This window comes from Paenibacillus sp. P4_A9, assembly GCF_056402415.1.
In genome coordinates, this window is record NZ_JBFUHL010000036.1 from 1 (window position 1) to 25,753 (window position 25,753).

The 25,753-nt window shown below is 46.9% G+C and carries 24 protein-coding genes and 1 rRNA gene; all 25 read right to left on the bottom strand.

Translation table 11 applies throughout. The features are described 5' to 3' along the window. Nucleotides 1–129 (bottom strand): 16S ribosomal RNA (locus AC1DVJ_RS20410); the annotation flags it as partial. Nucleotides 130–481: 352 nt separating this feature from the next. Continuing rightward, entirely contained in the window at nt 482–1,978 is a 1,497-nt protein-coding gene (gene lysS, locus AC1DVJ_RS20415) for a lysine--tRNA ligase (RefSeq protein WP_477593062.1), read from the bottom strand. Nucleotides 1,979–2,063: 85 nt separating this feature from the next. After that, nucleotides 2,064–2,540, bottom strand: coding sequence for a transcription elongation factor GreA (gene greA, locus AC1DVJ_RS20420; RefSeq protein WP_028557404.1), 477 nt, complete (start codon nt 2,538–2,540; stop codon nt 2,064–2,066). A gap of 221 nt (nt 2,541–2,761) precedes the next feature. Then, nucleotides 2,762–3,778, bottom strand: coding sequence for a tRNA dihydrouridine synthase DusB (dusB, locus tag AC1DVJ_RS20425; protein ID WP_477593063.1), 1,017 nt, complete (start codon nt 3,776–3,778; stop codon nt 2,762–2,764). A gap of 17 nt (nt 3,779–3,795) precedes the next feature. Then, a complete protein-coding gene (locus tag AC1DVJ_RS20430; protein WP_171629496.1) occupies nt 3,796–4,008 on the bottom strand; it encodes a helix-turn-helix domain-containing protein in 213 nt (70 codons plus the stop codon). Beyond that, the gene (gene folK / locus AC1DVJ_RS20435) at nt 3,990–4,502 is read right to left on the bottom strand and encodes a 2-amino-4-hydroxy-6-hydroxymethyldihydropteridine diphosphokinase (protein ID WP_477593064.1); all 513 of its coding nucleotides are present in this window, start codon (nt 4,500–4,502) and stop codon (nt 3,990–3,992) included. Before folK ends, AC1DVJ_RS20430 begins: the two co-directional genes overlap by 19 nt. Beyond that, nucleotides 4,499–4,867: a dihydroneopterin aldolase gene (gene folB, locus AC1DVJ_RS20440; protein ID WP_477593065.1), complete on the bottom strand. Its 369-nt coding sequence runs from the start codon at nt 4,865–4,867 to the stop codon at nt 4,499–4,501. The genes folK and folB overlap by 4 nt, the downstream gene beginning before the upstream one ends. Before the next feature lie 18 nt (nt 4,868–4,885). Then, entirely contained in the window at nt 4,886–5,707 is an 822-nt protein-coding gene (gene folP, locus AC1DVJ_RS20445) for a dihydropteroate synthase (protein ID WP_477593066.1), read from the bottom strand. A 60-nt stretch (nt 5,708–5,767) separates the two neighbouring features. Beyond that, nucleotides 5,768–6,625, bottom strand: coding sequence for an aminodeoxychorismate lyase (gene pabC / locus AC1DVJ_RS20450; protein WP_477593067.1), 858 nt, complete (start codon nt 6,623–6,625; stop codon nt 5,768–5,770). A gap of 7 nt (nt 6,626–6,632) precedes the next feature. Beyond that, nucleotides 6,633–7,214 (bottom strand): aminodeoxychorismate/anthranilate synthase component II, encoded by a 582-nt coding sequence (gene pabA / locus AC1DVJ_RS20455; protein WP_477593068.1) that lies wholly within the window; start codon nt 7,212–7,214, stop codon nt 6,633–6,635. Nucleotides 7,215–7,247: 33 nt separating this feature from the next. Next, on the bottom strand, nt 7,248–8,789 hold the full coding sequence (locus AC1DVJ_RS20460) for an anthranilate synthase component I family protein (RefSeq protein ID WP_477593069.1): 1,542 nt from the start codon (nt 8,787–8,789) through the stop codon (nt 7,248–7,250). Between the two features lie 122 nt (nt 8,790–8,911). After that, entirely contained in the window at nt 8,912–9,853 is a 942-nt protein-coding gene (gene cysK / locus AC1DVJ_RS20465; RefSeq protein WP_477593070.1) for a cysteine synthase A, read from the bottom strand. 113 nt (nt 9,854–9,966) lie between these two features. Next, nucleotides 9,967–10,917 (bottom strand): peptidylprolyl isomerase, encoded by a 951-nt coding sequence (locus AC1DVJ_RS20470; protein WP_477593071.1) that lies wholly within the window; start codon nt 10,915–10,917, stop codon nt 9,967–9,969. A gap of 75 nt (nt 10,918–10,992) precedes the next feature. Next, nucleotides 10,993–11,859, bottom strand: coding sequence for an Hsp33 family molecular chaperone HslO (gene hslO, locus AC1DVJ_RS20475; protein WP_477593072.1), 867 nt, complete (start codon nt 11,857–11,859; stop codon nt 10,993–10,995). A 24-nt stretch (nt 11,860–11,883) separates the two neighbouring features. After that, nucleotides 11,884–12,648, bottom strand: coding sequence for a type III pantothenate kinase (locus tag AC1DVJ_RS20480; RefSeq protein WP_477593073.1), 765 nt, complete (start codon nt 12,646–12,648; stop codon nt 11,884–11,886). Continuing rightward, nucleotides 12,645–13,514 carry a carboxylating nicotinate-nucleotide diphosphorylase gene (nadC, locus tag AC1DVJ_RS20485; RefSeq protein WP_477593074.1) on the bottom strand — a complete coding sequence of 290 codons (870 nt, stop codon included), beginning with the start codon at nt 13,512–13,514 and terminating at the stop codon, nt 12,645–12,647. Before nadC ends, AC1DVJ_RS20480 begins: the two co-directional genes overlap by 4 nt. Nucleotide 13,515: 1 nt before the next feature. Next, the gene (nadB, locus tag AC1DVJ_RS20490; RefSeq protein ID WP_477593075.1) at nt 13,516–15,126 is read right to left on the bottom strand and encodes an L-aspartate oxidase; all 1,611 of its coding nucleotides are present in this window, start codon (nt 15,124–15,126) and stop codon (nt 13,516–13,518) included. A gap of 137 nt (nt 15,127–15,263) precedes the next feature. Next, on the bottom strand, nt 15,264–16,202 hold the full coding sequence (gene nadA / locus AC1DVJ_RS20495) for a quinolinate synthase NadA (protein ID WP_477593076.1): 939 nt from the start codon (nt 16,200–16,202) through the stop codon (nt 15,264–15,266). 201 nt (nt 16,203–16,403) lie between these two features. Next, entirely contained in the window at nt 16,404–18,365 is a 1,962-nt protein-coding gene (gene ftsH, locus AC1DVJ_RS20500; protein ID WP_477593077.1) for an ATP-dependent zinc metalloprotease FtsH, read from the bottom strand. A gap of 97 nt (nt 18,366–18,462) precedes the next feature. Further along, on the bottom strand, nt 18,463–19,002 hold the full coding sequence (hpt, locus tag AC1DVJ_RS20505) for a hypoxanthine phosphoribosyltransferase (RefSeq protein WP_477593078.1): 540 nt from the start codon (nt 19,000–19,002) through the stop codon (nt 18,463–18,465). A gap of 61 nt (nt 19,003–19,063) precedes the next feature. After that, nucleotides 19,064–20,491: a tRNA lysidine(34) synthetase TilS gene (tilS, locus tag AC1DVJ_RS20510; RefSeq protein ID WP_477593079.1), complete on the bottom strand. Its 1,428-nt coding sequence runs from the start codon at nt 20,489–20,491 to the stop codon at nt 19,064–19,066. A gap of 33 nt (nt 20,492–20,524) precedes the next feature. After that, the gene (locus tag AC1DVJ_RS20515) at nt 20,525–21,427 is read right to left on the bottom strand and encodes a protein kinase domain-containing protein (protein WP_477593080.1); all 903 of its coding nucleotides are present in this window, start codon (nt 21,425–21,427) and stop codon (nt 20,525–20,527) included. Continuing rightward, nucleotides 21,411–22,133 carry a vWA domain-containing protein gene (locus tag AC1DVJ_RS20520; RefSeq protein WP_477593111.1) on the bottom strand — a complete coding sequence of 241 codons (723 nt, stop codon included), beginning with the start codon at nt 22,131–22,133 and terminating at the stop codon, nt 21,411–21,413. The genes AC1DVJ_RS20515 and AC1DVJ_RS20520 overlap by 17 nt, the downstream gene beginning before the upstream one ends. 175 nt (nt 22,134–22,308) lie before the next feature. After that, nucleotides 22,309–24,774, bottom strand: coding sequence for a stage II sporulation protein E (gene spoIIE / locus AC1DVJ_RS20525; protein WP_477593112.1), 2,466 nt, complete (start codon nt 24,772–24,774; stop codon nt 22,309–22,311). 356 nt (nt 24,775–25,130) lie between these two features. Next, nucleotides 25,131–25,730, bottom strand: a complete 600-nt coding sequence (locus AC1DVJ_RS20530; protein WP_477593081.1) for a S1 domain-containing RNA-binding protein — start codon at nt 25,728–25,730, stop codon at nt 25,131–25,133. Nucleotides 25,731–25,753: the final 23 nt, after the last annotated feature.

The following is a 25,753-nucleotide window of genomic DNA, read 5'->3' on the forward strand; positions in this document are numbered from 1 at the left end:
AAGGCAGGTTACCTACGTGTTACTCACCCGTCCGCCGCTAGCTTATCCCGAAGGATAAACCCGCTCGACTTGCATGTATTAGGCACGCCGCCAGCGTTCGTCCTGAGCCAGGATCAAACTCTCCATAATAGTGGACGATTGCTCGTCCTATTGTGAAAGCTGAAATGCTCATTTTGATGCTAGCGAGATTTTGCAATCTCTTTTTTGAACGATTTCTCGTTCGTGCTTACTCACTCGTTGTTCAGTTTTCAAAGATCAATCACTCTTGTCCTAACCGCTCTCTTTCGAAAGCCGGAAGACCAATATACCACACTGAGTTTTTATTTGCAACTCTTAATTTCGAGTTGTTTTTGTTGTGTTTCTTATGTTTCTCATGTTGTCCTCAGCGGCAACTTTTATAAGATACCACATACGCCACACACTTTGCAAGTCCTAATTTTTAAAAAAACCGGGCACCGAATGGTGCCCCGAAACGAAGAAATTACTCGCCTTGGCGCTCACGCATCAACGGGAATAATAAGACATCACGAATCGATGGTGCATTCGTCAATAGCATTACCAAACGGTCGATCCCTATACCTAGACCACCCGTTGGCGGCATTCCGTACTCAAGAGCGCGGATGAAATCTTCATCCATTTCATGCGCCTCATCATTACCTTGTTCTTTTTCACGCAGCTGCGCTTCAAAGCGCTCTCTTTGATCGATTGGATCATTAAGTTCTGTAAAGGCATTAGCATGCTCACGCGCTACGATAAAGAGTTCGAAGCGATCCGTAAAGCGCGGATCCTCAGGGTTCTTTTTGGCAAGCGGAGAAATCTCTAATGGATGTCCATAGATGAATGTAGGCTGAATCAACGTCTCTTCAACAAACGTCTCGAAGAACTGGTTCACAATGTGACCAAATGTCATATGCGGTTCAACAGACACCTTATGCTCTTTGGCCAAACCATGCGCTTGCTCATTCGTCATATGGACGCTAAAGTCTACACCTGTAACTTCTTTAATCGCATCCACCATGGATACACGTCTCCAACCTACAGCCACATCAATTTCATGGTCTCCGTAAGGAATTGTCGTCTGTCCAAGAACCTCTTGCGCGATATGAGCAACAAGCTCTTCTGTCAGCTTCATGATATCTTTGTAGTCAGCGTACGCCTCATACAGCTCAATCATCGTAAACTCTGGATTATGACGCGTAGAGATCCCCTCGTTGCGGTATACGCGACCGATTTCGTACACTTTCTCTAGTCCGCCAACAATAAGACGTTTCAAGTGCAGCTCGATCGCAATACGCATATGAAGCTGCATATCCAGCGCATTGTGATGCGTGTTAAAAGGACGTGCTGAAGCACCACCTGCAATTGAGTGCAATGTTGGAGTTTCTACTTCCAAATAACCTAAGGAATCTAAATAACGACGCATGGATTGAATGATTTTGGAACGAAGAATAAACGTCTTCTGAACATCTTGATTCATAATCAGATCGACATACCGTTGACGATAGCGCAGTTCAACATCGCTAAGTCCATGAAATTTATCCGGCAGCGGAAGCAAGGATTTCGTCAGTACCTCAAGTGATTTCACTTTAATAGAGGTTTCGCCCGTCTTCGTTTTGAAAACAACACCTTCTACCCCTACCATATCGCCTAGATCGAGAATATCAAAAGCTTTATATATGTTTGCATCCAGCGCATCTTCACGCACATAGATTTGAATTTTACCTGTAATATCTTGCAGATGTGCGAAGCTAGCCTTGCCCATACTTCTCTTCTGCATAATACGTCCAGCAATACGGACTACTACGTTCGCTTCATCTAGGTCTTCTTTGCTCATTTCTTGATAAGCAGTAAGAATATCCCCCGCTGTATGCGTTCTTTCAAATTTGCTCCCGAATGGATCGACACCGAGACCGCGGAGCTCGTCCAATTTGTTGCGTCTGATCACGAGCAGCTCATTTAACTCTAGTTCCTGACTCATTGTTTCATCTCCTACTCATTAGTTAAGTCTGTGAACGGAAAAAAGCTTCCTGAGGGAAGCTTTCCAAAAGGCTTGCGGCTGCACGCTACTTTTTAATATCAATAATTTGATACTGAATGACGCCAGCAGGTACTACAACATCAACGTTGGTGCCCTTTTGCTTGCCTAGAATAGCTCTACCCACAGGGCTTTCATTGGAAATCTTATTCTGCAACGGATCGGATTCAGCCGAACCTACAATGTTGTATTCTACCAAATCGCCGAATTCCAAATCTTTCAGTGTTACAATCGACCCTACACTTACTGTGTTAATATCGACTTCATCGTTATTAATAATCCGCGCATTGCGCAGCATTTTTTCTAAAGTAATGATTCTACCTTCAATGAAGGCTTGCTCATTCTTCGCGTCTTCGTACTCGGAATTCTCACTAATATCGCCATAACCGATGGCAACCTTAATTCTTTCCGCGACTTCTCGACGTTTCACGGATTTCAGATGCTCAAGCTCATCCTCTAATTTCCGTAGCCCTACTGGTGTAAGAATGACCTCTTTTTCAGCCATTGCCAACTGATCTCCCGTCATGTGAAAGATTTTCATATCGTTGAATCGATGCTTCCTGCTAGGAGTTGGGTCTTTATAGAGCTGATTCAAGTAGTATGAATTCACGTTTTATAATAAGTTGCTTACTCGTTAGTCTTTCAATATATGCAGGAATACATTAATATTGACTGATTATATTGCAACGGTTTCAAAATGTCAATGTCAACCATCGCTGCATGTTTTTAATGCAGTACCGTTGATTCTTCCGCTGCCCCAGACGCGGAACTCATAGCAAGATGCTCGACATATGCGTCTAATGTACGAACCATAACATCCCGCTTCTCTGTCTCCATAATGATATCCTTCACACGAGCAGCTCCCGTCATGCCTTTGAGGTACCAAGCCATGTGTTTGCGCATTTCCTTCACCGCTACATGCTCACCTTTGAGTGCGATCAGTCGATCCATATGCAAAATCGCAATGCGAATTTTCTCTTCTGCTGAAGGTTCTGGAGGTAATGTACCATTAGCTAGATATTGAACCGTACGGTACAGCATCCATGGGTTGCCTAAAGCTCCGCGTCCAATCATGACACCGTCTACACCGGTTTCATCCAACATGCGTTTCGCATCCTCTGGTGTCACAACATCACCGTTTCCGATAACCGGAATAGAAAGAGCTTGTTTAACATCACGGATAATGTTCCAATCCGCTTTCCCTGTGTAGAGTTGCTCACGTGTACGTCCATGTACACTAACGGCGCTACCGCCGCCTCTTTCGACAGCTTTCGCATTTTCCACGGCATAAATATGATCAGAGTCCCACCCAATACGCATCTTGACCGTAACAGGTTTACTAACTGCCGCGACAACTGTAGCGATCATCGCTTCGATTTTATCCGGTTGGAGCAACCATCTTGCTCCCGCGTCACATTTCGTAATTTTGGGAACAGGGCATCCCATGTTGATATCAATAATATCGGCATTCGTATGTTGGTCAACAATTCTAGCCGCCTGAACCAGTGTATCCGTGTCGCCTCCAAATATCTGAAGACTCAGCGGTTTCTCACGATCATCGACATACAGCATCTCCATAGAGCGTGTGTTGCCGTGAACAATCGCTTTATCACTAACCATTTCCGCACAGACTAAGCCTGTACCAAACTCTTTGGCGATTAATCGGAACGCTGGATTACATACGCCCGCCATTGGGGCTAACACAACTCTATTGGGAGCTTCGACATTTCCTATTTTCAGCACCGAAGATTCCACTCCTCTCATTTCACAACTACCGCCACTAATTCTTCAGGTTCTATGTTAAGGACTTGCGAAATATTTTGAATCATTTTATTATCCGGCTTGCGTGTGCCTCGTTCAATCGCCCCTAATATGGCAATGGATACACCTAATAAATCAGCCAGTTCACTCTGGGTATAGCCTTTTAATTTACGAAAAGCGCGAATGCGCTGTGCTATTGAGCTTTTTTCCATAGGATGACGCCTTCCTTTCCTTCCAGTTTCTCCAAGTGTGCAGAGATAGATTCAAATAGAGCGTCCTGCCGCGCGTAGAGAACCTCAGATAGGGGCACTAACACAAAAGCCCGCTCTTGCATCCGCGGATGCGGAATGATCAAGTCGGGGGTCGTTAACCGATGGTCACCATATAGGAGCAGATCCAAATCAATTGTTCGCGGTCCCCAACGCAAGTCACGCGTCCGACCCAGACGGTTCTCAATGGCAAGCAAGGTAACCAATAACGCTTCAGGCGATAAATCAGTATGAATTTGAATAACCATATTTAAAAAAGCAGATTGATCCACATAGCCAACAGGCTCGGTTTCATAGATGCCGGACTGTCCCGTCACCGTTATCCCCGATTCCTCATTCAGCGCTGCAATTGCACCCTGCAAATAATGTTCACGATTATCAATATTGGAGCCTAATGCGACGTAAGCGATAGTGCGTTCTCGATCTTCGGCTGTCATTCCAATGCCCGCTTTCGATTGATCTCTATAGTAACGCCGTCAAAAATAACGGCAAAAGGCGGATGTGGCTTGATAACGCGAACCGTCACTTCATTGATACTAGTATAAGTATGCAGGAGCTCGGATGCAATATTTTCTGCTAAAGCCTCGATTAATTTGTACGTACGCCCTTCAACAATCCCTTTGATTAGAAAAAATGCCTCCCCGTAATGGACGGTTTGGGTCAAATCGTCGGTCTTTCCAGCTTTATCTAAAGGGAGCATTAGCTCCACATCAACGTAGAAGCGTTGCCCCAGCGTATTTTCTTCAGGGAACACACCGTGATTGCCAAAAAACTGCATGCGTGTAAGTATGATTTTATCCATTGTCGAAAGCCTCCAAGGTTAAATGCTGCTGCGAATAATAGCGTCGGTCATAACAGCTAGTCGTTTCATCGATTGGATATCGTGGACCCTAACGATCTGGCACCCTTGCGCAATGCCAAGCACGACGGTCGAAGCTGTACCTTCAAGGCGCTCTTCGGGAGGCAACCCGAGGGTTAGGCCGATGACACTTTTGCGCGATGTACCCAAAAGGACCGGATATCCAAGGTCTGCGATCACACGCAGGTTGTTCATTAGGTAGAGATTCTGCTCATAGGATTTGGCGAAGCCAATGCCGGGATCTAGAATGACGCGTTCAGGCTTAACTCCTGCTTGTAGAGCGTCATTCGTATACTTTTGCAAATCTGCACATACATCTGAAAGAAATTCGACATATTCTGAGCTTATCCGATTGTGGGTGATGATAAACGGACAATCATAATGAGCAGCCACTGCCGCCATCCCATCTTCCGCTTGACCGCCCCATACATCATTTATAATGTGTGCTCCGGCCTCTAGGGCTTGTCTAGCTACTTCCGCTTTATAAGTATCGATTGATATTGGGATGCTGATCTCACGGCGGATCGCCTCGATTACGGGGATAACACGCTGCAGTTCCTCGTCTAGTGTGACGGTTGCCGCACCTGGTCGTGTGGACTCCCCGCCAATGTCGATGATGTCTACGCCTTCTGCAACCATTTGATGGGCTTTGCGAACCGCATCTTCGATTTGTTTATAGCTGCCGCCGTCCGAAAAGGAGTCTGGCGTTACGTTCAATATGCCCATAATGATCGTTCGATCACCAATGGGCAATTCATGACCTCTGTAGGATAACACATTCATCTTAGGTTCACTTCCTGTTCATTGCTGTTAGTTCGCGGAGAGTTCATTCATAACCCCCTGCTAAACGTAATGTTGAATCAGTTGGCGGGTTATAGGACCTAGAGACCCTCCTCCTACGGTGTAAGCTTGTCCATTCGGCGTGTACAAAGTGGTGACAGGCACAATTTCTTGGATTGAATTCACGAGAAATGCTTCGTCCGCATCGACGAGATCTTCCCAACGGTACAGACCGTCTAGTGTTGGAAGCTGTAGCTGTTGTGCGAGATTTATGACATGTGCTCTCGTGATGCCCGGTAGGATGCCCGTATCGAGCGATGGTGTGTAGAGGGTGTCATTTTTGACGAAAAAAAGATTGCTAACGATCCCTTCGGCCACATAGCCATCTTCAGATAACATAAGGCCCTCTGCCCCAGTTGCCCATGGGTATTGCCCCAGCTCTCTTTTGGCCAAAATGTTGTTCATATAATGAAAAGACTTGAATCGGTACAAGCCTTCTGGTGTATTGCGAGGCAGCTTAAGCAGTTGCAGCGCTTTGCCTTGAAGATAGGTTCGTTCATCCTTTGGAGGTAACGGTTTGATGTAGATGATTTCGGTTGATTTTGAGTAATCGGTGGAAGGAAGCCCTAATGCCTCCACGCCTGCGGAGACGGAATAACGGATATAAGCATCTTCCAGGTTATTGACATGGAGTAATTGCTCGATTTGGGTTGTTATCTTCTCGAGGTTAGGCTCATATAGGATGCCGAGCTCTTGGCACCCATCGGTTAGACGACGAAGGTGCTCAGCGAGCAGGAAAGGCTTACGGTTATAGGTTCGAAACGTCTCGAACAAACCGATCCCGTACAGAAAACCGTGATCGTATACGGAGACCACGGCTTCTGTTTCTTGGACGAAAGTTCCATTGATGGAGATGATCATGCTTCTGTTAAACCCCCGACTTGGCTGTGCGACGAAGGAAGTTGCGTAGCATTTGGTGACCATGCTGCGTGATGATCGATTCTGGGTGGAATTGTACACCCTCGATCGGATATTCTTTATGACGCAAAGCCATGATCTCACCTTCAGCCGTTTGCGCGCTGATTTCCAGGCAATCTGGTAACGTTTCTGTTTTGACGATTAAAGAATGATAACGTGTCGCGATGAAAGGTGACGGAAGTCCTTCGAATAAGGTTTGGCCGTCGTGGAAAATCTCCGAGGTTTTGCCGTGCATCAAGCGCTCTGCGCGAATTACATCGCCACCGAAGGCTTGGCCAATGGATTGATGTCCGAGACAAACGCCGAAAATCGGGATGATCCCTTTAAAATGGTCAATCAGTGATAAGCTAATTCCAGCTTCATTCGGCGTGCAAGGCCCTGGAGAAATTAAGATATGGTCTGGCGCGAGCGCCTCGACACCTGCCAAGTCAATCTCGTCATTCCGACGAACGATGACTTCCTCTCCGATCTCACCCAAATACTGCACAAGGTTGTACGTAAACGAATCATAATTATCAATCACTAAAATCATTCTAAGCTCCCCTTTCGTCAGCCCCACTCGGGCTTAAGCTCGGCTCATGCTCCGCTCGCTATACTCGATTGCTTTCCACATCGCTTTGGCTTTGTTCAAGGATTCGATATATTCACGCTCTGGAATGGAATCAATAACGATCCCAGCTCCCGCTTGAATATGGCCCATCCCATCAACCGCTACTAACGTGCGTATAATAATATTAAATTCCATATTGCCATTATAGTCAATCCATCCCATCGAACCTGTGTAGGGACCACGACGTACGGGTTCTAGTTCTTCAATGATTTCCATGCAGCGAATCTTCGGCGCGCCTGTGATCGTACCGCCAGGGAAGGTCGCCGCAATGACATCGTAAGCATCCTTCCCTTCCGCCAATTCGCCGACGACTTCGGAGACGATGTGCATCACATGGGAATAGTACTCGATGACCATGAAGTCTTTCACATGGACGGAGCCATATCGCGAGATGCGGCCCAGGTCGTTGCGCTCAAGGTCGACCAGCATAACGTGCTCGGCGCGCTCTTTGTCATTGTTGATGAGCTCGCCGGCTAGGCGCAGATCATCCTGCTCGTCCTTGCCGCGCGGGCGCGTGCCAGCGATCGGACGCGTCCGCAGGATGCCGTCCTCGAGCTGCACGAGCAGCTCCGGCGAGCCGGAGACGAGAGCGAAGCCTGCGAAGCGCAGCAAGCCCATGTAGGGCGAGGGATTGACGATGCGCAGCGCCTCGTAGATCTCCTCCGGCGTCGTGCGCAGTTGCCGGCTCTGCCTTACTGACAAGTTGACTTGGAACACGTCACCTTGGGAGATGTAGGCTTGGATGCGCTCCACCGCAGCCATGTACGCGGTCTTGTCGAACGCAGGCTGGATGCCTGCGATGCTCTCGACGTCGATGTGCAGCTGCTCGCGCGCCATCGCCGGTTGGTCGGCACCGCTCAGCGGCGTGCCGGACCAGTTGCCGGCGCGGATCGCGTGCCAGCAGACGAGCATCGCTTCGGCACGAGCGTGCGCCTGCGCGTAAAGCTCAGCGAGGTCTGCGCCTTGCGCGAATGGCATATGCACCGCGATGAAGAGACTCTTCTCGGTGTGATCCAAGGTCCACACCTGATCATACATAGCGAAGCTGTAGTCAGGGATCGGCAGATCAACCTGGGATTGCTCCGGCAGCTTCTCGATGGTGCGAATCACATCGTAGCTCCAGTAGCCTACGCAGCCTCCAACAAATTTAGGAGCACCTTGGACTTTCGGACTCTGGTAGGCAGACATCCACTGCTTGACGATGTCAAGTGGTTTGCCTTGTACGCGAGATATCGTAGAGTTCGTGTTACTCGTGATTTCTGCTTCCAAGCCTGTACCACGAACCGTCGAAAAGGGATGCAGCCCAAAGTGCGTATACCGTCCGCCTTTTCCGCTTTCGAGCACGAAAGAGTCTGGCGAAGCTTCTTTCCACGCGTCTTGCCATGAGGCGATACGATCATCTGCGAGTCCTAATTTGATCACATACGGCAGCATGGTGTAGGTGGAGGTTGAAGTGGAGGACCAGTCCTGCCATTGTTCTACTGTTGTTAAAATCATACTTGCGCTCCTTACTTAAAATCCGTTAATTCGTTGTCCATTAGTATACTCCAACCCTATACAGAAAAAAAGCCCCAGCTGTAATAGCTGAAGGCTTGATCTCTTTTGCATGCAATTCGATCTTATTGCTCTTCGAATTGGTACAAAGGTGTTGAAAGGTAACGCTCACCGTTACTTGGAACGACAGCAACAACACGTTTGCCAGCGCCTAACTCTTTAGCAACCTTCAATGCTGCGAAAATCGCTGCACCGGAGGAAATTCCGCCAAGAATACCTTCTTCTTTGGCAACACGACGTGAAGTTTCGAACGCATCTTCGTTCTCAACCGTAATAATTTCATCGTACACATTCGTATTCAAAATATCTGGAACAAAGCCTGCGCCAATACCTTGAATTTTATGAGGACCTGGCTTACCACCAGAAAGAACTGGGGATGCCGAAGGTTCAATTGCGTAAATTTTGATATTCGGGAAGTTTTCTTTCAAAACGCCACCTGCACCTGTGATTGTTCCGCCTGTACCGATACCGGAGATGAAAGCATCCAGTTTACCATCATGAGCGTTGATCGCTTCCACGATTTCCGGTCCTGTTGTTTCACGGTGAACTTTCACGTTCGCTTGGTTCTTAAATTGTTGTGGAATGAAATAAGAAGGATTCTCCGCTTGAAGCTCTTCCGCACGTTTAATTGCACCCTTCATGCCTTCTGCTCCAGGAGTTAGAACCAACTGTGCACCGTAAGCGCGAAGCAGGTTACGTCTTTCCAAAGACATCGTTTCAGGCATAACAAGGATTGCTTTGTATCCTTTAGCTGCTGCGACTAGAGCAATCCCGATTCCTGTGTTACCACTTGTCGGTTCTACAATCGTATCACCCGGCTTCAATTTACCTTCTTGCTCAGCTACTTCGATCATGGAGATGGCAATACGATCTTTAACGCTAGCACCTGGATTTTGGTACTCTAATTTCACATAAACCTCTGCACTGCCTTCTGGAACAACACGGTTCAAACGAACTAGCGGTGTATCTCCAATCAAATCCGTAATGCTCTGTACTAATCTTGCCATAATATTTCCCCTCCAGATTGAGTATTGAATGATTTCCGAGTTAAATGGTTGGTATTAATGAATTTAATCTTATCAATGCGTTTACAGGTTGTCAACCAAATTTTCACATTCTCTTACCGGAGCGTCGGATCTACTACACTTACCTTCCATTTACTTCGTAACAGAGCGATATAATCTTTCAATGGAGGCGCTTGTTGCAGCGCAAGCTCTCTGCGCACATTCTCCCGAATGAACACCAGATCCGGGTTATTTTTGTCCCGTCGATCCTTAAGTAAGACGACCGCAAACCCCTGTGAAACAGGTATCGGCTCACTCACTTTGCCAACCTTCAACAATTTCGCTGACTCCAAGATGGGCGCCTCTACAAAAGGATCGTCACCTTCAATCCAACCCAAATCTCCACCGGAGTTATTGGTTGCATCATCAATTGATCGATCTCTGGCAAGGATCACAAAGCTCTCCCCTTTGGCCAGCTCCGCAATGACCTTCGTCGCTTGCTCCTTCGTGGATACAATGATCTGCTGAATGTTGTACTCTGTTTCTTGCTTAAACTCATCTGCATGTGACGTTATGTATGTCTCGACCTGAGTATCCGTGATGTGAATGGAGGCCGTTGCTAGCTTCTCAAGTAACAACTTATTCGATACATCCTCTTTGATTTCCTGCTCCGACATCCCCAACTGACTTTGCATGGAGTCATAAAATTGTTGTTCACTTTCGTACCCTTGCTGCATCCTTTTCAACTCACGGTTGATTTCCGCACTCTCTACCTTTGTTCCCGACTCATTTCCTTCTAGGCGAATCACTTCACGGTCCAGCATTTGACCTAGCTGCTCTGGTCCATAATGGTGCGCGAGCGCTGTTTGGAGCTCTTCCATGGTAATTTCCCGATTTCCAACTTTGGCGACAACTCGTGTATTCTTATTCTCACCCTGCTGTTCGGGCTCTGGTGATTGTCTTGGTTCTGACTGGTTGATGGCATGACTGATCAGCAAGGATGCGAGCACGAGTATACATATCGACATCGCGATGATGACTCCCCACAATCGCTTTACATTGCGCATCCTATTTCCCTCTTTTACTTCCATATTGCTGCTTGCACCCGTGTTCACTAGCTAAATCAAGCAGATCATCCACTCTTACAGATCAATCATCCGTTGCAAATCTTCCCCTTCATACCGGTAAGCTTCATTGCAGAAATGACAGACGACTTCCGCAACTCCTTCTTCCTCCAATATTTCTTGAAGTTCTTGCTTGCCTAAGGAAATCAAAGTAGATTCCACTTTCTCCCGACTGCATTTGCAACGGAACATGACGTCCATCTCGTCAAGCTTACGGAAGGATGGGAGTACGGTTTGTAAAATTTCTTCTAGATCCAATCCGCCACCTAACATGTTCGTGAAGGTTGGAATTCGTCCTAACATCGCTTCGATCTCATCGATCTCACTATTCGTCAAACCCGGGAGCAGTTGAATCACAAAGCCGCCTGAAGCAAGGATCGTATGATCTGTATTCACCAATACGCCAAGTGCGACAGCAGAAGGTGTTTGTTCTGATTTTGCAAAGTAATAGGTGAAATCCTCTGCCAATTCACCTGAGATTAGAGGAACGCTTCCTTTATATGGCTCCTTCATCCCTAGATCTTTCGTTATGTATAAAAAACCGTCTGTCCCCACCGCAGCAGCAACATCTAATTTGCCGTTATCTTTGAGCGGCGGATCCACCAAAGGATTATCTACGTATCCACGCACTTCACCCTTCGCATTCGCATCAACAACGATTTGACCGATAGGGCCATCCCCTTTGACTTGCACAATGAGATGTTCCTCCCCCTTGAGCATGGCAGCTATAAGAAGAGCCGCGGCAGCAGTTCGACCCAATGCGGCTGTCGCTGTCGGTGTCGTTTGATGTCTTTGACTAAGCTCTTCTGTTAGGTGAGTCGTCTGAACAGCGAAAGCACGTACACGCCCCTCTAACGCTGTTCCTCGAATTAAATAATCACTCATGTCTAAATTCCTTCCTTAAACAGCTTAGGCATTTTTCTCATAAATCATTTGTAAGCCTTGTAAAGTAAGCAATGGGTTGACGACTTGAATCGTCCGTGACTCACTGGAAATGAGCTCTGCTAATCCCCCCGTTGCAATGACAGTTGGATTCACATTAAACTCTTGAATAACTCGCTCTACGATCCCGTCCACCTGACCAACATAGCCATAAATAATTCCGGCTTGCATCGCAGCGACGGTATTTCGGCCAACGACACTTTTCGGCTTAACGAGCTCGATCCGAGGTAGCTTAGCCGCCTTTTGATACAACGCTTCGGTTGAGATCCCAATGCCAGGTGCAATGGCGCATCCCACCAGCTGCCCTGAGGAATCAATATAATCGTACGTTGTAGCTGTACCGAAATCTACAATGATACACGGAGCTCCATATAGCTCCAGCGCCGCCACCGCATTCACAATGCGATCCGCGCCAACTTCCTTCGGATTGTCCACACGGACATTTAGTCCCGTTTTGATCCCAGGTCCAACGATAAATGGCACCCTTTTCAAGTAGTGTAAGCATAGGTTTTCCATGGCATTCATCAACGGGGGCACGACAGATGAAATAATGACACCTTCTACTTGCGCAAAGGTAATACCCGAGTGCTGGAACAAGCTGTGCAGCTGCATGCCATACTCATCAACGGTAGCAGAACGGTTCGTGCTCACACGCCAATGATGCAAGAGCGTACTTTCTTGGTAGAGGCCTAGCACAATGTTCGTATTCCCGACATCGATAACGAGAATCATAGTGCAGTCTCCTTCCGTTCATTCAGATCTAACGAAATATCGAGCGCTGCTACCGAGTACGTCAGTCGTCCAACGGAAATCACGTCCACACCCGTCTCCGCCATGGCCTTAATCGTTTGCGGGGTGACCGAACCTGACCCTTCTACTACAATATGCGGCGCTTTGCTTTTAATTATCGAAACTGCTTCTTTCATTTTGACCGGTACCATGTTGTCCAGCATGATAATATCAGCTCCTGCTTGGAGCGCCTCATGAAGCTGCTCGAAGTTTTCAACTTCCACTTCGATCTTCATCGTGTGAGGAATGTTCTGACGAGCCGCTTGGACCGCTTGGGTGATGCCACCTGAGCCTTTGATATGGTTATCTTTAATCATCACAGCATCATAGAGGCCAAAACGATGATTATAACCGCCGCCAACGCGCACGGCGTACTTCTCAAGCAATCTGTGCCCAGGCGTTGTTTTACGGGTGTCCACTAATCTTGTAGGTAAACCATCTAACGCTGTTACAAATTCATGCGTCTTCGTGGCTATCCCCGACAATCGTTGCATTAAATTCAGACTTAATCGCTCGCCCAATAGGATGCTCCGTGTATTGCCTTCCACTTCAGCTAGTATGGTCCCTTTATGAACAGACGATCCTTCGACCACTTTAGTTTCAAAACGAAGAGAAGCATCGACTGCTGCAAAAACCTCCTGCGCGATGCGAAGCCCACAAACGATTCCGTCTTCTTTGACGTGGATAATCCCTTTGGACACTTGCTCCAAAGGGATTGTAGTCACCGTCGTAACATCGCCTGTACCGATATCTTCTTCAAGCCAAAGGCGAATTTGCTTCCGAACTAATTCCATATTTATTTCTAACATGCTAAATCCACTCCTCAATCCTATCTTCCCCGCGCTGAAAAACAATATGCTTCTTCCATACCAAGTCATCCCGATCCGGGAAATCTTCTCGATAATGGCCGCCGCGGCTTTCCTCACGGGTTAAAGCTGCTGTCGTTGTTAAAAGGGCTACGTTGAGTAAGTTAGCAAACTCATACTCTTCGCGTTTCGTCATCAACGAATCAAAAATCGAAAGTTGTCTCGCCAGCTCTTCATGCCCCTTTTGCAATCCTTTGGCAGCGCGTTTGAGACCTGCATAGCGGAGCATGATTTTCTGAAGCTTGAGTCTCTTCTCAACCACTGCTTGATTCGGGATCTCTGTACGCGGCGCTTCCGATGCTGCACGGATCTGAATGTTTCCTTGGAGATCAGGCAACTCTTGTATCCGTTCTATTATTCTGCGACCGAATACAATCGCTTCTGATAAAGAATTACTCGCTAAGCGGTTTGCACCATGTACGCCTGTAGATGAGACTTCTCCGCAGGCAAATAAACGACGCACCTGCGTTTCTCCGTGCAAGTCCGTCTTCACGCCACCCATCATATAGTGCGCTGCCGGGGCAACCGGAATCCAATCTGTGCTCATATCGAGCCCATAATTCAAACAATATTCGTATATCGTTGGGAAACGATGTTTAATTAATTCTTCCGATTCGTGTGTAATGTCGATATAGACGAAGGTTGATTTGCAATTTTCCATCTCATCCACGATCGCGCGTGCAACCACATCTCTCGGCGCTAACTCTAGCTGGGGATGATAACGCTCCATGAAGCGTTCTCCTTTGATGTTACGCAAATAGGCGCCTTCGCCCCGCACCGCTTCGGAAATCAGAAACCGCGGTGCGCCCGGATAGCATAGCGCTGTTGGATGGAATTGAATGAATTCCACATCTTGAATTTGTGCCCCTGCACGGTGAGCTATGGCAATTCCGTCACCCGTGGCGATGTCTGGGTTTGTTGTGTAGCGGAACAGCTGTCCCGCGCCACCGGAGCAAAGGATTGTAGCGTTGCCGCGCACAAACACACGCTGTCCACCTGGTTTCTGAACGAGTGCGCCGTAGCATTCACCATCTTGTGTAATCAGGTCAATCACGAAGTGATCATCCCAAATTTCGATATTCGGATCTTGCTTCGTACGCTCCGAAAGAGCTCTGACAATTTCCGCGCCTGTCGCATCGCCATTCGAGTGCAAGATGCGACGTTGACTGTGCGCTCCTTCCTTGGTTAAAGCAAACTCCCCGTTCTCTAAATCAAACTGAGTTCCCATACGGATCAAATCCTGTACGCCCTCAGGACCTTCATGCACTAGGACATCAACAGCGTCTGATGAGCAGAGACCCGCTCCTGCGATTATCGTATCCTGGCGGTGGTACTCAGGTGAATCTTCGTCCGAAATGACCGCGGCAATCCCACCTTGCGCGTAACGTGTGTTGCTATCAAGGAGAGATTTCTTCGTAATCATAAGGACTTTTTTATTCTCGCTAGCACGCAGAGCCGTGAAAAGTCCAGCAATGCCTGCACCAATAACAATTACATCTGTATGTATATGAGGAATAGAATCTAAATCAACATCTACGAGATATCTAGGAATCATGACGTTTCACCTGTTCTCTTCACCATTAATACCTCATAAAGCAACCTTAGCATGTCCGTGATCAACTTGTCCGTGTCATCGGAGACTAATTTTGCTTTACGAGGGCACCTATTCACTTAACAAGAGAGTAGCGCATGCTACTTAACTTGTAACATGCGCTCTAAGGACAATCTCGCTTTATCGGCTACGTCTTCTGGTACATAAATCTCTGGTTGCATCGTCTCAAGACATTTCACGATTTTCTTCAAATTATTCACTTTCATGTTCGGACACACCAAGTACTTGGTTGCAAAATGGAATTTCTTATTCGGGCTATCCAAACGAAGCTGATAACCAGTTCCGTCTTCAGTCCCGACGATAAACTCTTGGCAGTCGGACTCTTTGCAATATTTAATAATCGCAGTTGTGCTACCTACAAAGTCCCCTAGCTTAACTACTTCTGGGCGACATTCTGGGTGAACAACGAACTGTGCATTCGGATACTGTGCTCTCATTTCTTCCACATCTTTAACGGTCAGCATATCATGCGTATTGCAATAGCCTTCCCAGATGATCACTTTTTTGCTTGTGAATTTTGATACATAGTCACCCAAATTTTTATCCGGTACCCAAATAATTTCATCTGAATCGACGGAATTGATGACATTGATCGCATTCGCAGAGGTACAACAAATATCTGTTTCCGATTTCACATCGGCCGACGTATTAATGTAAGCAACAACCTTGGCTTTGGGATGCTGACGTTTAAGGGCACGTAGACCTTCAACATTCACCATATCTGCCATCGGGCAACCAGCACGTTCGTCTGGAATAATCACCGTTTTATTCGGTGCAAGAATCTTCGCACTTTCCCCCATGAAATGAACACCACAGAATACGATGACATCGGCATCGGTTTGCGCGGCCTTCTGAGCAAGTAAGAAGGAATCCCCTCGAAAATCCGCTACCTCTTGAACTTCGTCACGCTGATAATAATGAGCAAGAATAATAGCATTCCGTTCTTTCTTCAATTGCAACAGCCGTTCTTTGAGCTCGCGGTTTTGTTCCGCTTTGCGTTCTAATGCTAAGGCTTCCATGGTGCTTCCTCCCCTATCTGGGACGTAAGAATGGTCTCATCGTCTATCTAAAAGTAGTATGATCTAAAAGCAATAAAATTAGAGATTTACAACTAATTTACACATTCTCACATCGCCTGTCAATGCGCAAATACATTGAAAAAACTCGGAATTCCGCGCACACTTGATGTGTACAACGGATTTCCGAGTTCATATCGCAACTTACTCTTCTGTTTGATCCGGTTTGATCTCTTTTACTTCTTTTTCTTTGTCAAACTCCAGCTTATTGCTTTCGCTAGCTTGGCTTTGACCCTGAATATTGACTTTTACATCATCTTCGTCGGAGCTAGCGGTAAGCTTGCCCTTTTCCAAAAGTTCGATGATTTCGTCTTTATCCAACGTCTCTTTCTCAAGCAATGTTTTGGCAACGAGGTGAATTTGATCAGCATGCTCGGTTAGAATCGTGCGTGCACGTTCGTAGCACGTACGAATAAAGCTTTGCATCTCTTGATCGATCTCGTAAGCAATCGCATCACTATAGTTCTGCTCATGTCCGATGTCGCGGCCCAAGAATACTTGACCTTGTGAGCTGCCGAACTGCATCGGTCCAAGCTTATCGCTCATCCCGTATTCCATAATCATGCGACGAACGATTCCCGTTGCTTTCTGGAAGTCACTGTACGCACCAGTACCAATTTCTCCGATGAACAATTCTTCGGAAACACGACCACCCAGAAGTCCAGTCACTTTATCAAGAAGCTCGTTCTTCGTTTGCATCATGCGATCTTCGCCTTCTTTCGGCAACATCATCACATAACCGCCAGCGCGTCCGCGAGGAACGATCGTAACCTTGTGAACCATGTCCGCATTCTCCGCATGATAACCGATAATCGCGTGTCCCGCTTCGTGGTACGCAACGATACGTTTCTCAGTTTCAGAAATAATACGGCTTTTCTTCTGTGTACCCACGATAATACGGTCAAATGCTTCTTCAACTTCAGCCATCGAAATATCTTTACGATTACGACGCGCCGCAATCAAAGCAGCTTCATTCAATAGATTCTCAAGGTCAGCACCCGTAAATCCAGTTGTGTAACGTGAAAGTGCTTCTAGCTTCACATCTTTCGCAAGCGGCTTGTTACGCGCATGAACTTTCAATACAGCCTCACGGCCCTTGATATCCGGACGATCTACCGTGATTTGGCGGTCGAAACGGCCTGGACGCAATAAAGCAGGGTCAAGGATATCTGGGCGGTTGGTCGCCGCTACGATGATAATACCTTCGTTCGCTCCAAATCCGTCCATTTCAACAAGCAATTGGTTGAGCGTTTGCTCACGCTCGTCATGTCCGCCGCCTAAACCAGCGCCACGTTGACGACCAACCGCATCGATTTCATCGATAAATATAATACAAGGCGAGTTCTTCTTCGCGTTCTCGAACAAGTCACGAACACGGGATGCGCCGACACCGACGAACATCTCAACGAAGTCAGAACCAGAGATACTGAAGAACGGAACTCCTGCTTCACCAGCAACTGCACGAGCTAGCAGCGTTTTACCTGTTCCCGGAGGACCATTCAAAAGAACACCCTTAGGAATTCTAGCGCCAACTGCCGCGAATTTGCGAGGATCCTTAAGGAACTCAACAACCTCGATCAATTCTTGCTTCTCTTCATCTGCACCTGCCACATCTTCGAATGTGACACGCTTCTTCTCCTCGTTATACAGACGCGCACGGCTCTTGCCGAAGTTCATGACTTTACCGCCGCCGCCTTGCGCTTGATTCAATAAGAAGAAGAACAAAATGAAGATAATGACGAATGGAATAATGGATGTAAGAAAGCTAATCCAAACGCTATCGCGTTCCATCGGCCCGTACTCTTCCGTTGGTACGCCGTTCGCTTCAATCATTTGTACAACTAACGGCTCGTAAGGAGCATGTGTTTCAAAGCTCTTCTTATCTGCGCCATTAGGCGGATTAATATACTTACCCTTAATCGAATAGCTATACCCATCGAACTTTAATGTTACGGACTCTACATTTTTGTTTACAACTGCTTGTCGGAATTTATCGTAAGTGATTAACTCCTTTTGTTCATTCTGGGTACTGATGAAATGAACGATCCCCACGGTAACCAAAAATATAAGCAAATAAAAGCCGGTATTCCGGATAATTCGATTCATAACGAGCCTCCTCTCAAACGGCACACAATTGTTATTTTACCACACTCCGGTAAAGCGCTACAACGTTACTGTCTTAGTGCGCCTATGGAACATGACACTAGCTGGAATAGATCTCTGGTTTCAATATGCCGATAAATGGAAGGTTACGATACTTCTCTGCATAATCCAGACCATATCCGACAACGAATTCATCTGGTAGCACATAACCCGCATAATCAGGCTCGAGCTCCACTGTTCTTCGTGCCGGTTTATTAAACAGCGCAACAACCGAAATCGTCTTGGCATTGCGACGTTCTAGCACATCTATCAGATAACTTAGCGTTAAACCACTATCGATAATATCTTCTACGATAAGGATATGACGCCCTTCCACCGAAACATCAAGATCTTTGATAATCTTAACAACACCCGAGGATTTCGTAGATTGACCGTAGCTGGATACCGCCATAAAATCAATTTCCAAAGGTACTCTAATTTGCTTTACAAGATCCGCCATGAAAATAAAAGCGCCCTTCAGCACACAAATAACCAATGGATTCTTGCCTTCGTAATCAGTGGAAAGCAACTCCCCTAATTCTTTAATCTTGCCTTGAATTTGTTCTTCACTGTAAAGTACTTCTTGAATATCGCTGTACAAGGATGAACCCCCTAGATTATATTATGAATCCTTATAAATTTACATTCTATAAGAACGAAATTTACGTATGTTCCTGCAGCACTAGCTTCATATGAAGCACACGTTCTGTGTCTGGTCCGACCAAAGCGTGTTTGGACCTACGAAATCCAGCAATCCAGAGAATCCGTCCGGATGCATCGACCAGTAATGGGATGACCTCACGCCTAGTTGGCGGCATTTTGGCATCAATGAACATATCCTTTACTTTTTTGGATCCATTTAAACCAAGTGGTTCCAATCGGTCGCCCGATCTGCGGCTTCTAATAAAGAGCGGCAATTCTACTTGATCTAAATCCAAAAAAACATTGTCCGAAGTAGCTGAAAATGGAGCAGCTTTCTCATACGAGCTTAAAGGCGTCCATGAGTAGATCATTTTGGCGTTCATGTCCGGCAGGTCCAATTCATCTGACGCTAACCCGATCTCATAAGCGTAAGGCTTCGGATCTGGAGCGAAGTTCTGAAATTGAATAGATCCATATTCTCTCACAATATAAACCTGTTCATCCACCTGAAGGACTTGATTCGACATCTGATCTTTCATAATTAACTCACGTACACGCTCAATTCGTGTAAATACCAGCCGTTCCCTTTCCAAACAAAGACAGTTTAATATTAATTTAATCAAACGCCTTTGTAAAGCAACGTGAAGCTCGGCGAAATCACACCGATCCAAGCGGCAGAAGTTAGACTGAAATGTCACGATTCGGCGAAAAACCTTCTCAGTTTCTGCATCCAAATAATCATTCTCAGCTTGCATCACATCCGTCAATCGATTGAGTGATTCTGGAAGTTGTTCATTATACTGTTTCAGCATTGGCATAAGATCTAGCCGAATCTGATTGCGGAAATACTTCCGCAGCTCATTGCTGCTGTCCTTACAATAGGTAATTTCATGCTGAGCGCAATAATTCACAATATCTGATTTGTATATACGTAAAAAAGGACGAATCAGTTCCATTTTTTTTTCGCGCCTGCGTTCCGGCATGCCAACTAGCCCTGAGGGGCCTGTTCCTCGCAGGATTCGCATCAGCATCGTTTCCGCTTGATCATCGGCATGATGGGCCAACGCGATCCGATGTGCGTTGTATTTAGCAGCGACCTGATGGAGAAATTCATATCTTTTCTCACGCGCTGCCACCTGCCCATTTAAAGAAGCTTCCTCTATATAGGCAGGAACGTCGATGACACCAATTTCGCATGGAAGCCCCAGCCCTGCCGAAAGCTCCGCCACGAAATCTGCTTCCGCATCCGATTCCAATCCTCTGAATTGATGATTCACATGGGCAACAATTAGCGACCACGAATAGGTATCCGCAAGACGAAACAGGACATGCAATAGCGCCACTGAGTCAGGTCCCCCTGAAACCGCGACGATCATCACATCCCCTGGATCTGCTAGTTTTTGTTCCACAATTCGTCGTTCCACTCTGGCAACCAGATCTGTATCCATCTCACATTCCTTTCTGCCATTCCCTATCGAACCCTACCAATACATATAAATCGTTGCTCCAAAAATAAAAAGTGATGCAGCAAAGCATATTTTGAGCCATGGCATTTTCAACGTCTGTGCGACCTTCTTACCTGCAATCAGCTTCCTCCAATAAACAATCGCTTCCTCCGAAGTACTGAACTCTCCGCGTAAGGCTTTATTCAAAAAGGGTGCTAACTGAGCAGCAACTGGATTTTCGCGCATAATCGCCGATAATTGATCTAACTCTCTGTTCTGTGGCAGTGTTTTGATGAAGCCTGCAAAGCGTTTGCGATGATCTAGTGTTTTTAATAGTAGAATGGCAAATGAAAATAGATCATAGCTTTCCTCCGCAACCCGCTCCCCCATGCTCCAAAACCCGCGATCGTAGACTTCCGTTAGTTGTTTAATCGCTCGACCCTTGGATGTTACGCCTCCGAAATCAATGAGGTCCACATCGCCATAGTTAGACACAATCATGTTTTCGCCCTTCAAATCCCCAAAAACGTAACCACTTCTATGGATTTCTGTAAGCTTCCGTAAAAGGTTCGTGCCAATCACGTAAATCCAATCCTGACCACGTTTATGTATAAATTCGGAAAGGGTCACGCCCTCAATGTATCGCATGACATAAAAGGATATTCCCTTTCCTTGAACGATCATATCATCGGCATCAATCAAAAAATTCTTAAATGAATTCTCTTTCAGGGATATCGCAAGCAAGGAATTGATCTCTGATTGATGATCTACCGTTTCATACCCTGCTTTAAGCGCAAATCTCGCGTTTCCTCGACGCACAAGAGCTACAATACCATTGGAACCTGCACCTAATAAGCGCTCGACCGCGTACACATGGCCATTCCACTTTCCCTTTATTTCTGACCCTGGGCGAAAGGCCTCATCATACCACGTAGTCACTTAGCATCCCTTCTTCAGTCGTCTTTGGTGAGAAAGGCTTCTCTGTCACGAACTGCAATGTTTGTAGCAGCGCTGGACCGGTTGGCGTCGTACCCTTCATGTTTATTTTATAGAACATCTTGTCGACATTTGCAAGCTGATTCGTCCATCCGTGATCCATTTCTAGTTCTTGATCTCTCGTTTTGGTAGATGGAAAATGGAAAACAGCAAGCTCACTCACGCCACTGCGGGCTCTTAGACTAAGCAAAAGGTCATGAATTGCTTCACGTACCGCGGCCAATTTCGGCTTCATACTCGCACTTGCATCTATTAAAAGGGCAACACGCAGAGACGTGGTTTCACTCATATTATCAATCACTTGAACGACTTCAGCACGTTTCTCAGGAGGCAATTGCTCAATTTGAGAAAACCCTAATATGCTTTGCAGTTCCTTGCCTACGGCGTGCTGGATGGTCGCGTTAACGGTTTTGCGGGTCATCATTTGTACCGTTTGCGACAGCTGCTCGGAATTAACAATCCGACTCATCCCGCCGCCCGCTGCAGCAATCTCTCGAATCTCTTCAGAGCCTAACACCCCTAGTTCCCCATAATCAATCACACCAATGACATTCACAGCAACACCTTCTGCATGGGCTTGCGCTGCCGCAATTACGGGACTTACGCCAACATTGGAACAACCGTCTGTAATTAATAATATTTGTTTCATCATGACCTTCTGCCTCCCCGGCCGATAAGATAGCTCTCTAGTAGTTTCATATCCTAGTTTTTCCATTTGTGAGAGTGTCTAATCATAGGCAGGTGCGGATTTGTTTCATGCATTTCATTTCAAAAAATTATAAAAACCGTGCCAGCAAATGAGCCGGCACGGCTTCTATAATTCGTTAACTAACCGTCTTCGGACGCTCCATACGCGTAATGCCCGGCCAACGGAACGTCGCCCATTCAGGCTGCCGCTTCTCTACCCGCGCAACAACAACGGTCATATCATCCTGAATCTCCCCATGATGATGGCGGAAGATACGCTCCAATAAGCAGTCCGCGAAATCCTGCGGCAGGGTGGTATCGATCTCTTGGATCATCCGCTTCATCCACATCTCCTTGTTCACAGCATGGCCTGGGGCATCATAGATGCCATCCGTCATCATAACAAGGATATCCCCGGATTGCAGCGGTATCGATACCAGATCGACATCAATCTCGCTCAAAATGCCTACCGGTAAATTGTTCGCTGAAATCGCGATAACCTCCGTCCCGCGTTTGATAAAACTTGGCGTAGAGCCAATCTTCATGAATGTTGTATTCGCGCTGTACATATCAATCAAGGCCATATCCACCGTCGCGTACATCTCATCCGATGAGCGCAGCATCAACACCGAGTTCAGCGACTTGATCGCCAGCTTCTCGTCCATACCCGACTGCAGCAGCTGCTGCAGGATGCTAAGGGCCGTCTCGCTCTCAGCGCGCGCGCGCTCGCCATTGCCCATGCCGTCGCTCAGCGCAACGGCATACTTGCCATTGCCCAGCTCCTTCGTAGAGTAGCTGTCACCCGAGAAGAGGTCGCCCCCCTTGGCAGCGCCGGCGACTCCGGTTTCTACCTCGTATTCCTTGGCGGAGCCGAATACGACCGTGCTATAGCCCTCGCCGCGCGTGTGCATCTCCTCACGCATCACGGCGACGTTCTCGCCGATGATTTCGCTTAGGAGCGGCGCGATGATTTTACGGCATTCATCAAATCCCTTCGTATATTGATGTATGATTTCGATTTCAATATTTCCTTCATCTAAGGAAATCACGTCGATGGTATGAATGGACAAGCCCAGCTCCTCCAGGGCATTTCGGATTTGCTCTTCTTGAAGGAACAGCTCCTGTCCTTCTCGTTTAATCTCCTTCGCTAAGTCTTCCATAACCTGCGAAACACCTGATAATTGGTCGGCAACGAGATGCCGGCTATCGATGATCTGTTTTTTCCAATGCATATCATTCTTATATAAGCTATATTGCTGCTTCATCACATCAAGCACTTGTTCTGTACGGATGCACACCTTCTTCCACTCAGGAGGAATCTGCTTCTTCGTCATGCTCTCCTTCGTCTCAATTTGGGACATCATATCCGTCATGTAGGTGTAGGTTTGATAGAATTTCTGATCCCAGCACTGGCTCTTCTTCCAACAAGACTCACACGCCTTCTGGGTGACAGCATTCATAAAATGTCCGACATCCTCCTCCTTACGGCTCACCTCATCTTCGGTTGTCAACTGTTTGAAGCTGCGCGCCAGCTGGCGAAACACCTCAGAGAACTGCTCTACGCGGCCCGCTGTCACATCGCGCACACGCTTCGCATAGTCCTGCTGCGACTTTAAATTTTCTTGTGTTCCAGGTACATATTTAGCTAGCATGAGAATGACACTGCGGGGGGTAAGGAGGAAGAGGGCAACGGCCGCCAGTGATTCCCATGCGGAGTTGATCACATCCACACTAGAACCCATATAGAAAGAGAGAATGGACGATCCTAGCAGCATCCCGAGAGCAACCGTTAAGCGGTTCCCCTCCTTGAGGAGACCTGCGAGCATACCAGAGAAAGCAAGTAGACTCATCTGATAGATCGCATTACTATTCGCAAGACTTAGGATTAGTCCTGTAACCACACCAACAGATGCTCCGAACGGCGCGCCCCCTACCAATGCAAACAATAGAATTAAATAGCGCGACAGCACATGCTCTACAGTAACAGGACCCACGATCCAACCGACTGTACCTGTCATGACCGAAGCCAGTAAAATAATTAAACAAATAATTTCCTCATGCTTTAAATGATAATTTTTACGAGTGAGTGTAAATACCGGAATCGCTTGGATGAAAATGAGTGTCAGCACCAAGCTTAGCAATGCTTCAACGGTAAGCATCATCAACGAGTACCACGTTAAGTTTGAAACAACCAACTCCGCAAAGAGCTGTACGAGAAAGGTTGAGCTGAACACGAGCAGTGGCGCTAACGAAACGTCTGATCGTTCATATTTCTCCAGTGCCTTCTGGATTAATAAGAATACAATGATTTCTGTCACCAGATAACCGGTGTTCCCGTTCACCGCGAGCAAGCTTCCGGCAAAAGCAGCAATACCCACCCAATGCAAGATATCTTTTCTTGTAAAATAGATGACTGCGATAAACGAGAGCGCAAATGGTGATAACTGTTCTAGAATCATCGCACGACCTAGCAAGAAGCCCATAACGATTAGCAGTAACGACCATTTCTTAGCAACAAAAGCTTGTACCCATCGATTCTCCACAGCTGCACTGTGAACGCCTACTTTTGCTTTCTGCCAAATTCCCGACCATCCGCTACCCATCACCGCGCCTAAGCTTCGTCTTTGCATATTCTCGAACACCTTCCATTTCATCCCTTATTTGTTTCTCTAGTATAAAGACAATCTAGCAGAAAGTTTGTCAGAATGAGTTGATAGAATCAAAAAAATTTCCGACATATCCTGAAGTCCTTGTCAACAGGTCTCAGCCCTTACCTACTATAGGTTTGTCACATTGAAATCGTTTCCAAAAGTCTGATTACCTCGAACTTTCGCCCTGCGTATGGGGAAGATACCCGTAACTCCATGTCGATTGTTTTATATTCTTTCGCGCGACTTGTCACTAGAACACAGAAAAAACCACATTCGTTTAAGCGAATGTGGTTCATCATCTGCATCTATTAGTCTCTTCTTCCGCCTCGGCCACCACGTTTGGACTCGGTGTTCTTCTTCAAGGACGAAATCCGTTCTTCACTATCTTTAAGGAAACGAGATACTTTATCTTCGAACGAAAACGGTCTAGCACCGCCTTGCTGCTTATTAAAGCCGCCGCGACCACCACCACCGCCACCACGATTGAAGCCACCGCCGCCACCTGGACGACCGCCACCACCACCGGAACCACCGCTTGGAGGACCACTACGATCGCCGCCACCGCTTGGGCGACCACCTTGGTAACCGCCACTTGGACGATCTCCACTAGGGCGACCTTGATAGCTGCTGCCACCTGTACGTTCAGGACGAGCTGGTCTTTCCTCAACTGGCTTGTCAATCGTTTGCTTGATCGACAGTCCGATCTTGCCATCCTTGTCCACGTTAATTACTTTGACCGTTACCTTGTCTTCCAGCTTCAAGTGGTCATTAACGTCCTTCACATAATTGTCTGCGATCTCCGAAATGTGAACAAGACCGGTAACTCCTTCAGCAAGCTCGACGAATGCTCCAAAGTGAGTAATCCCCGTCACTCTTCCCTCTAACTTGGTGCCAACTTCAATTGCCATAAAGTAAAATGTTCCTCCCTTAA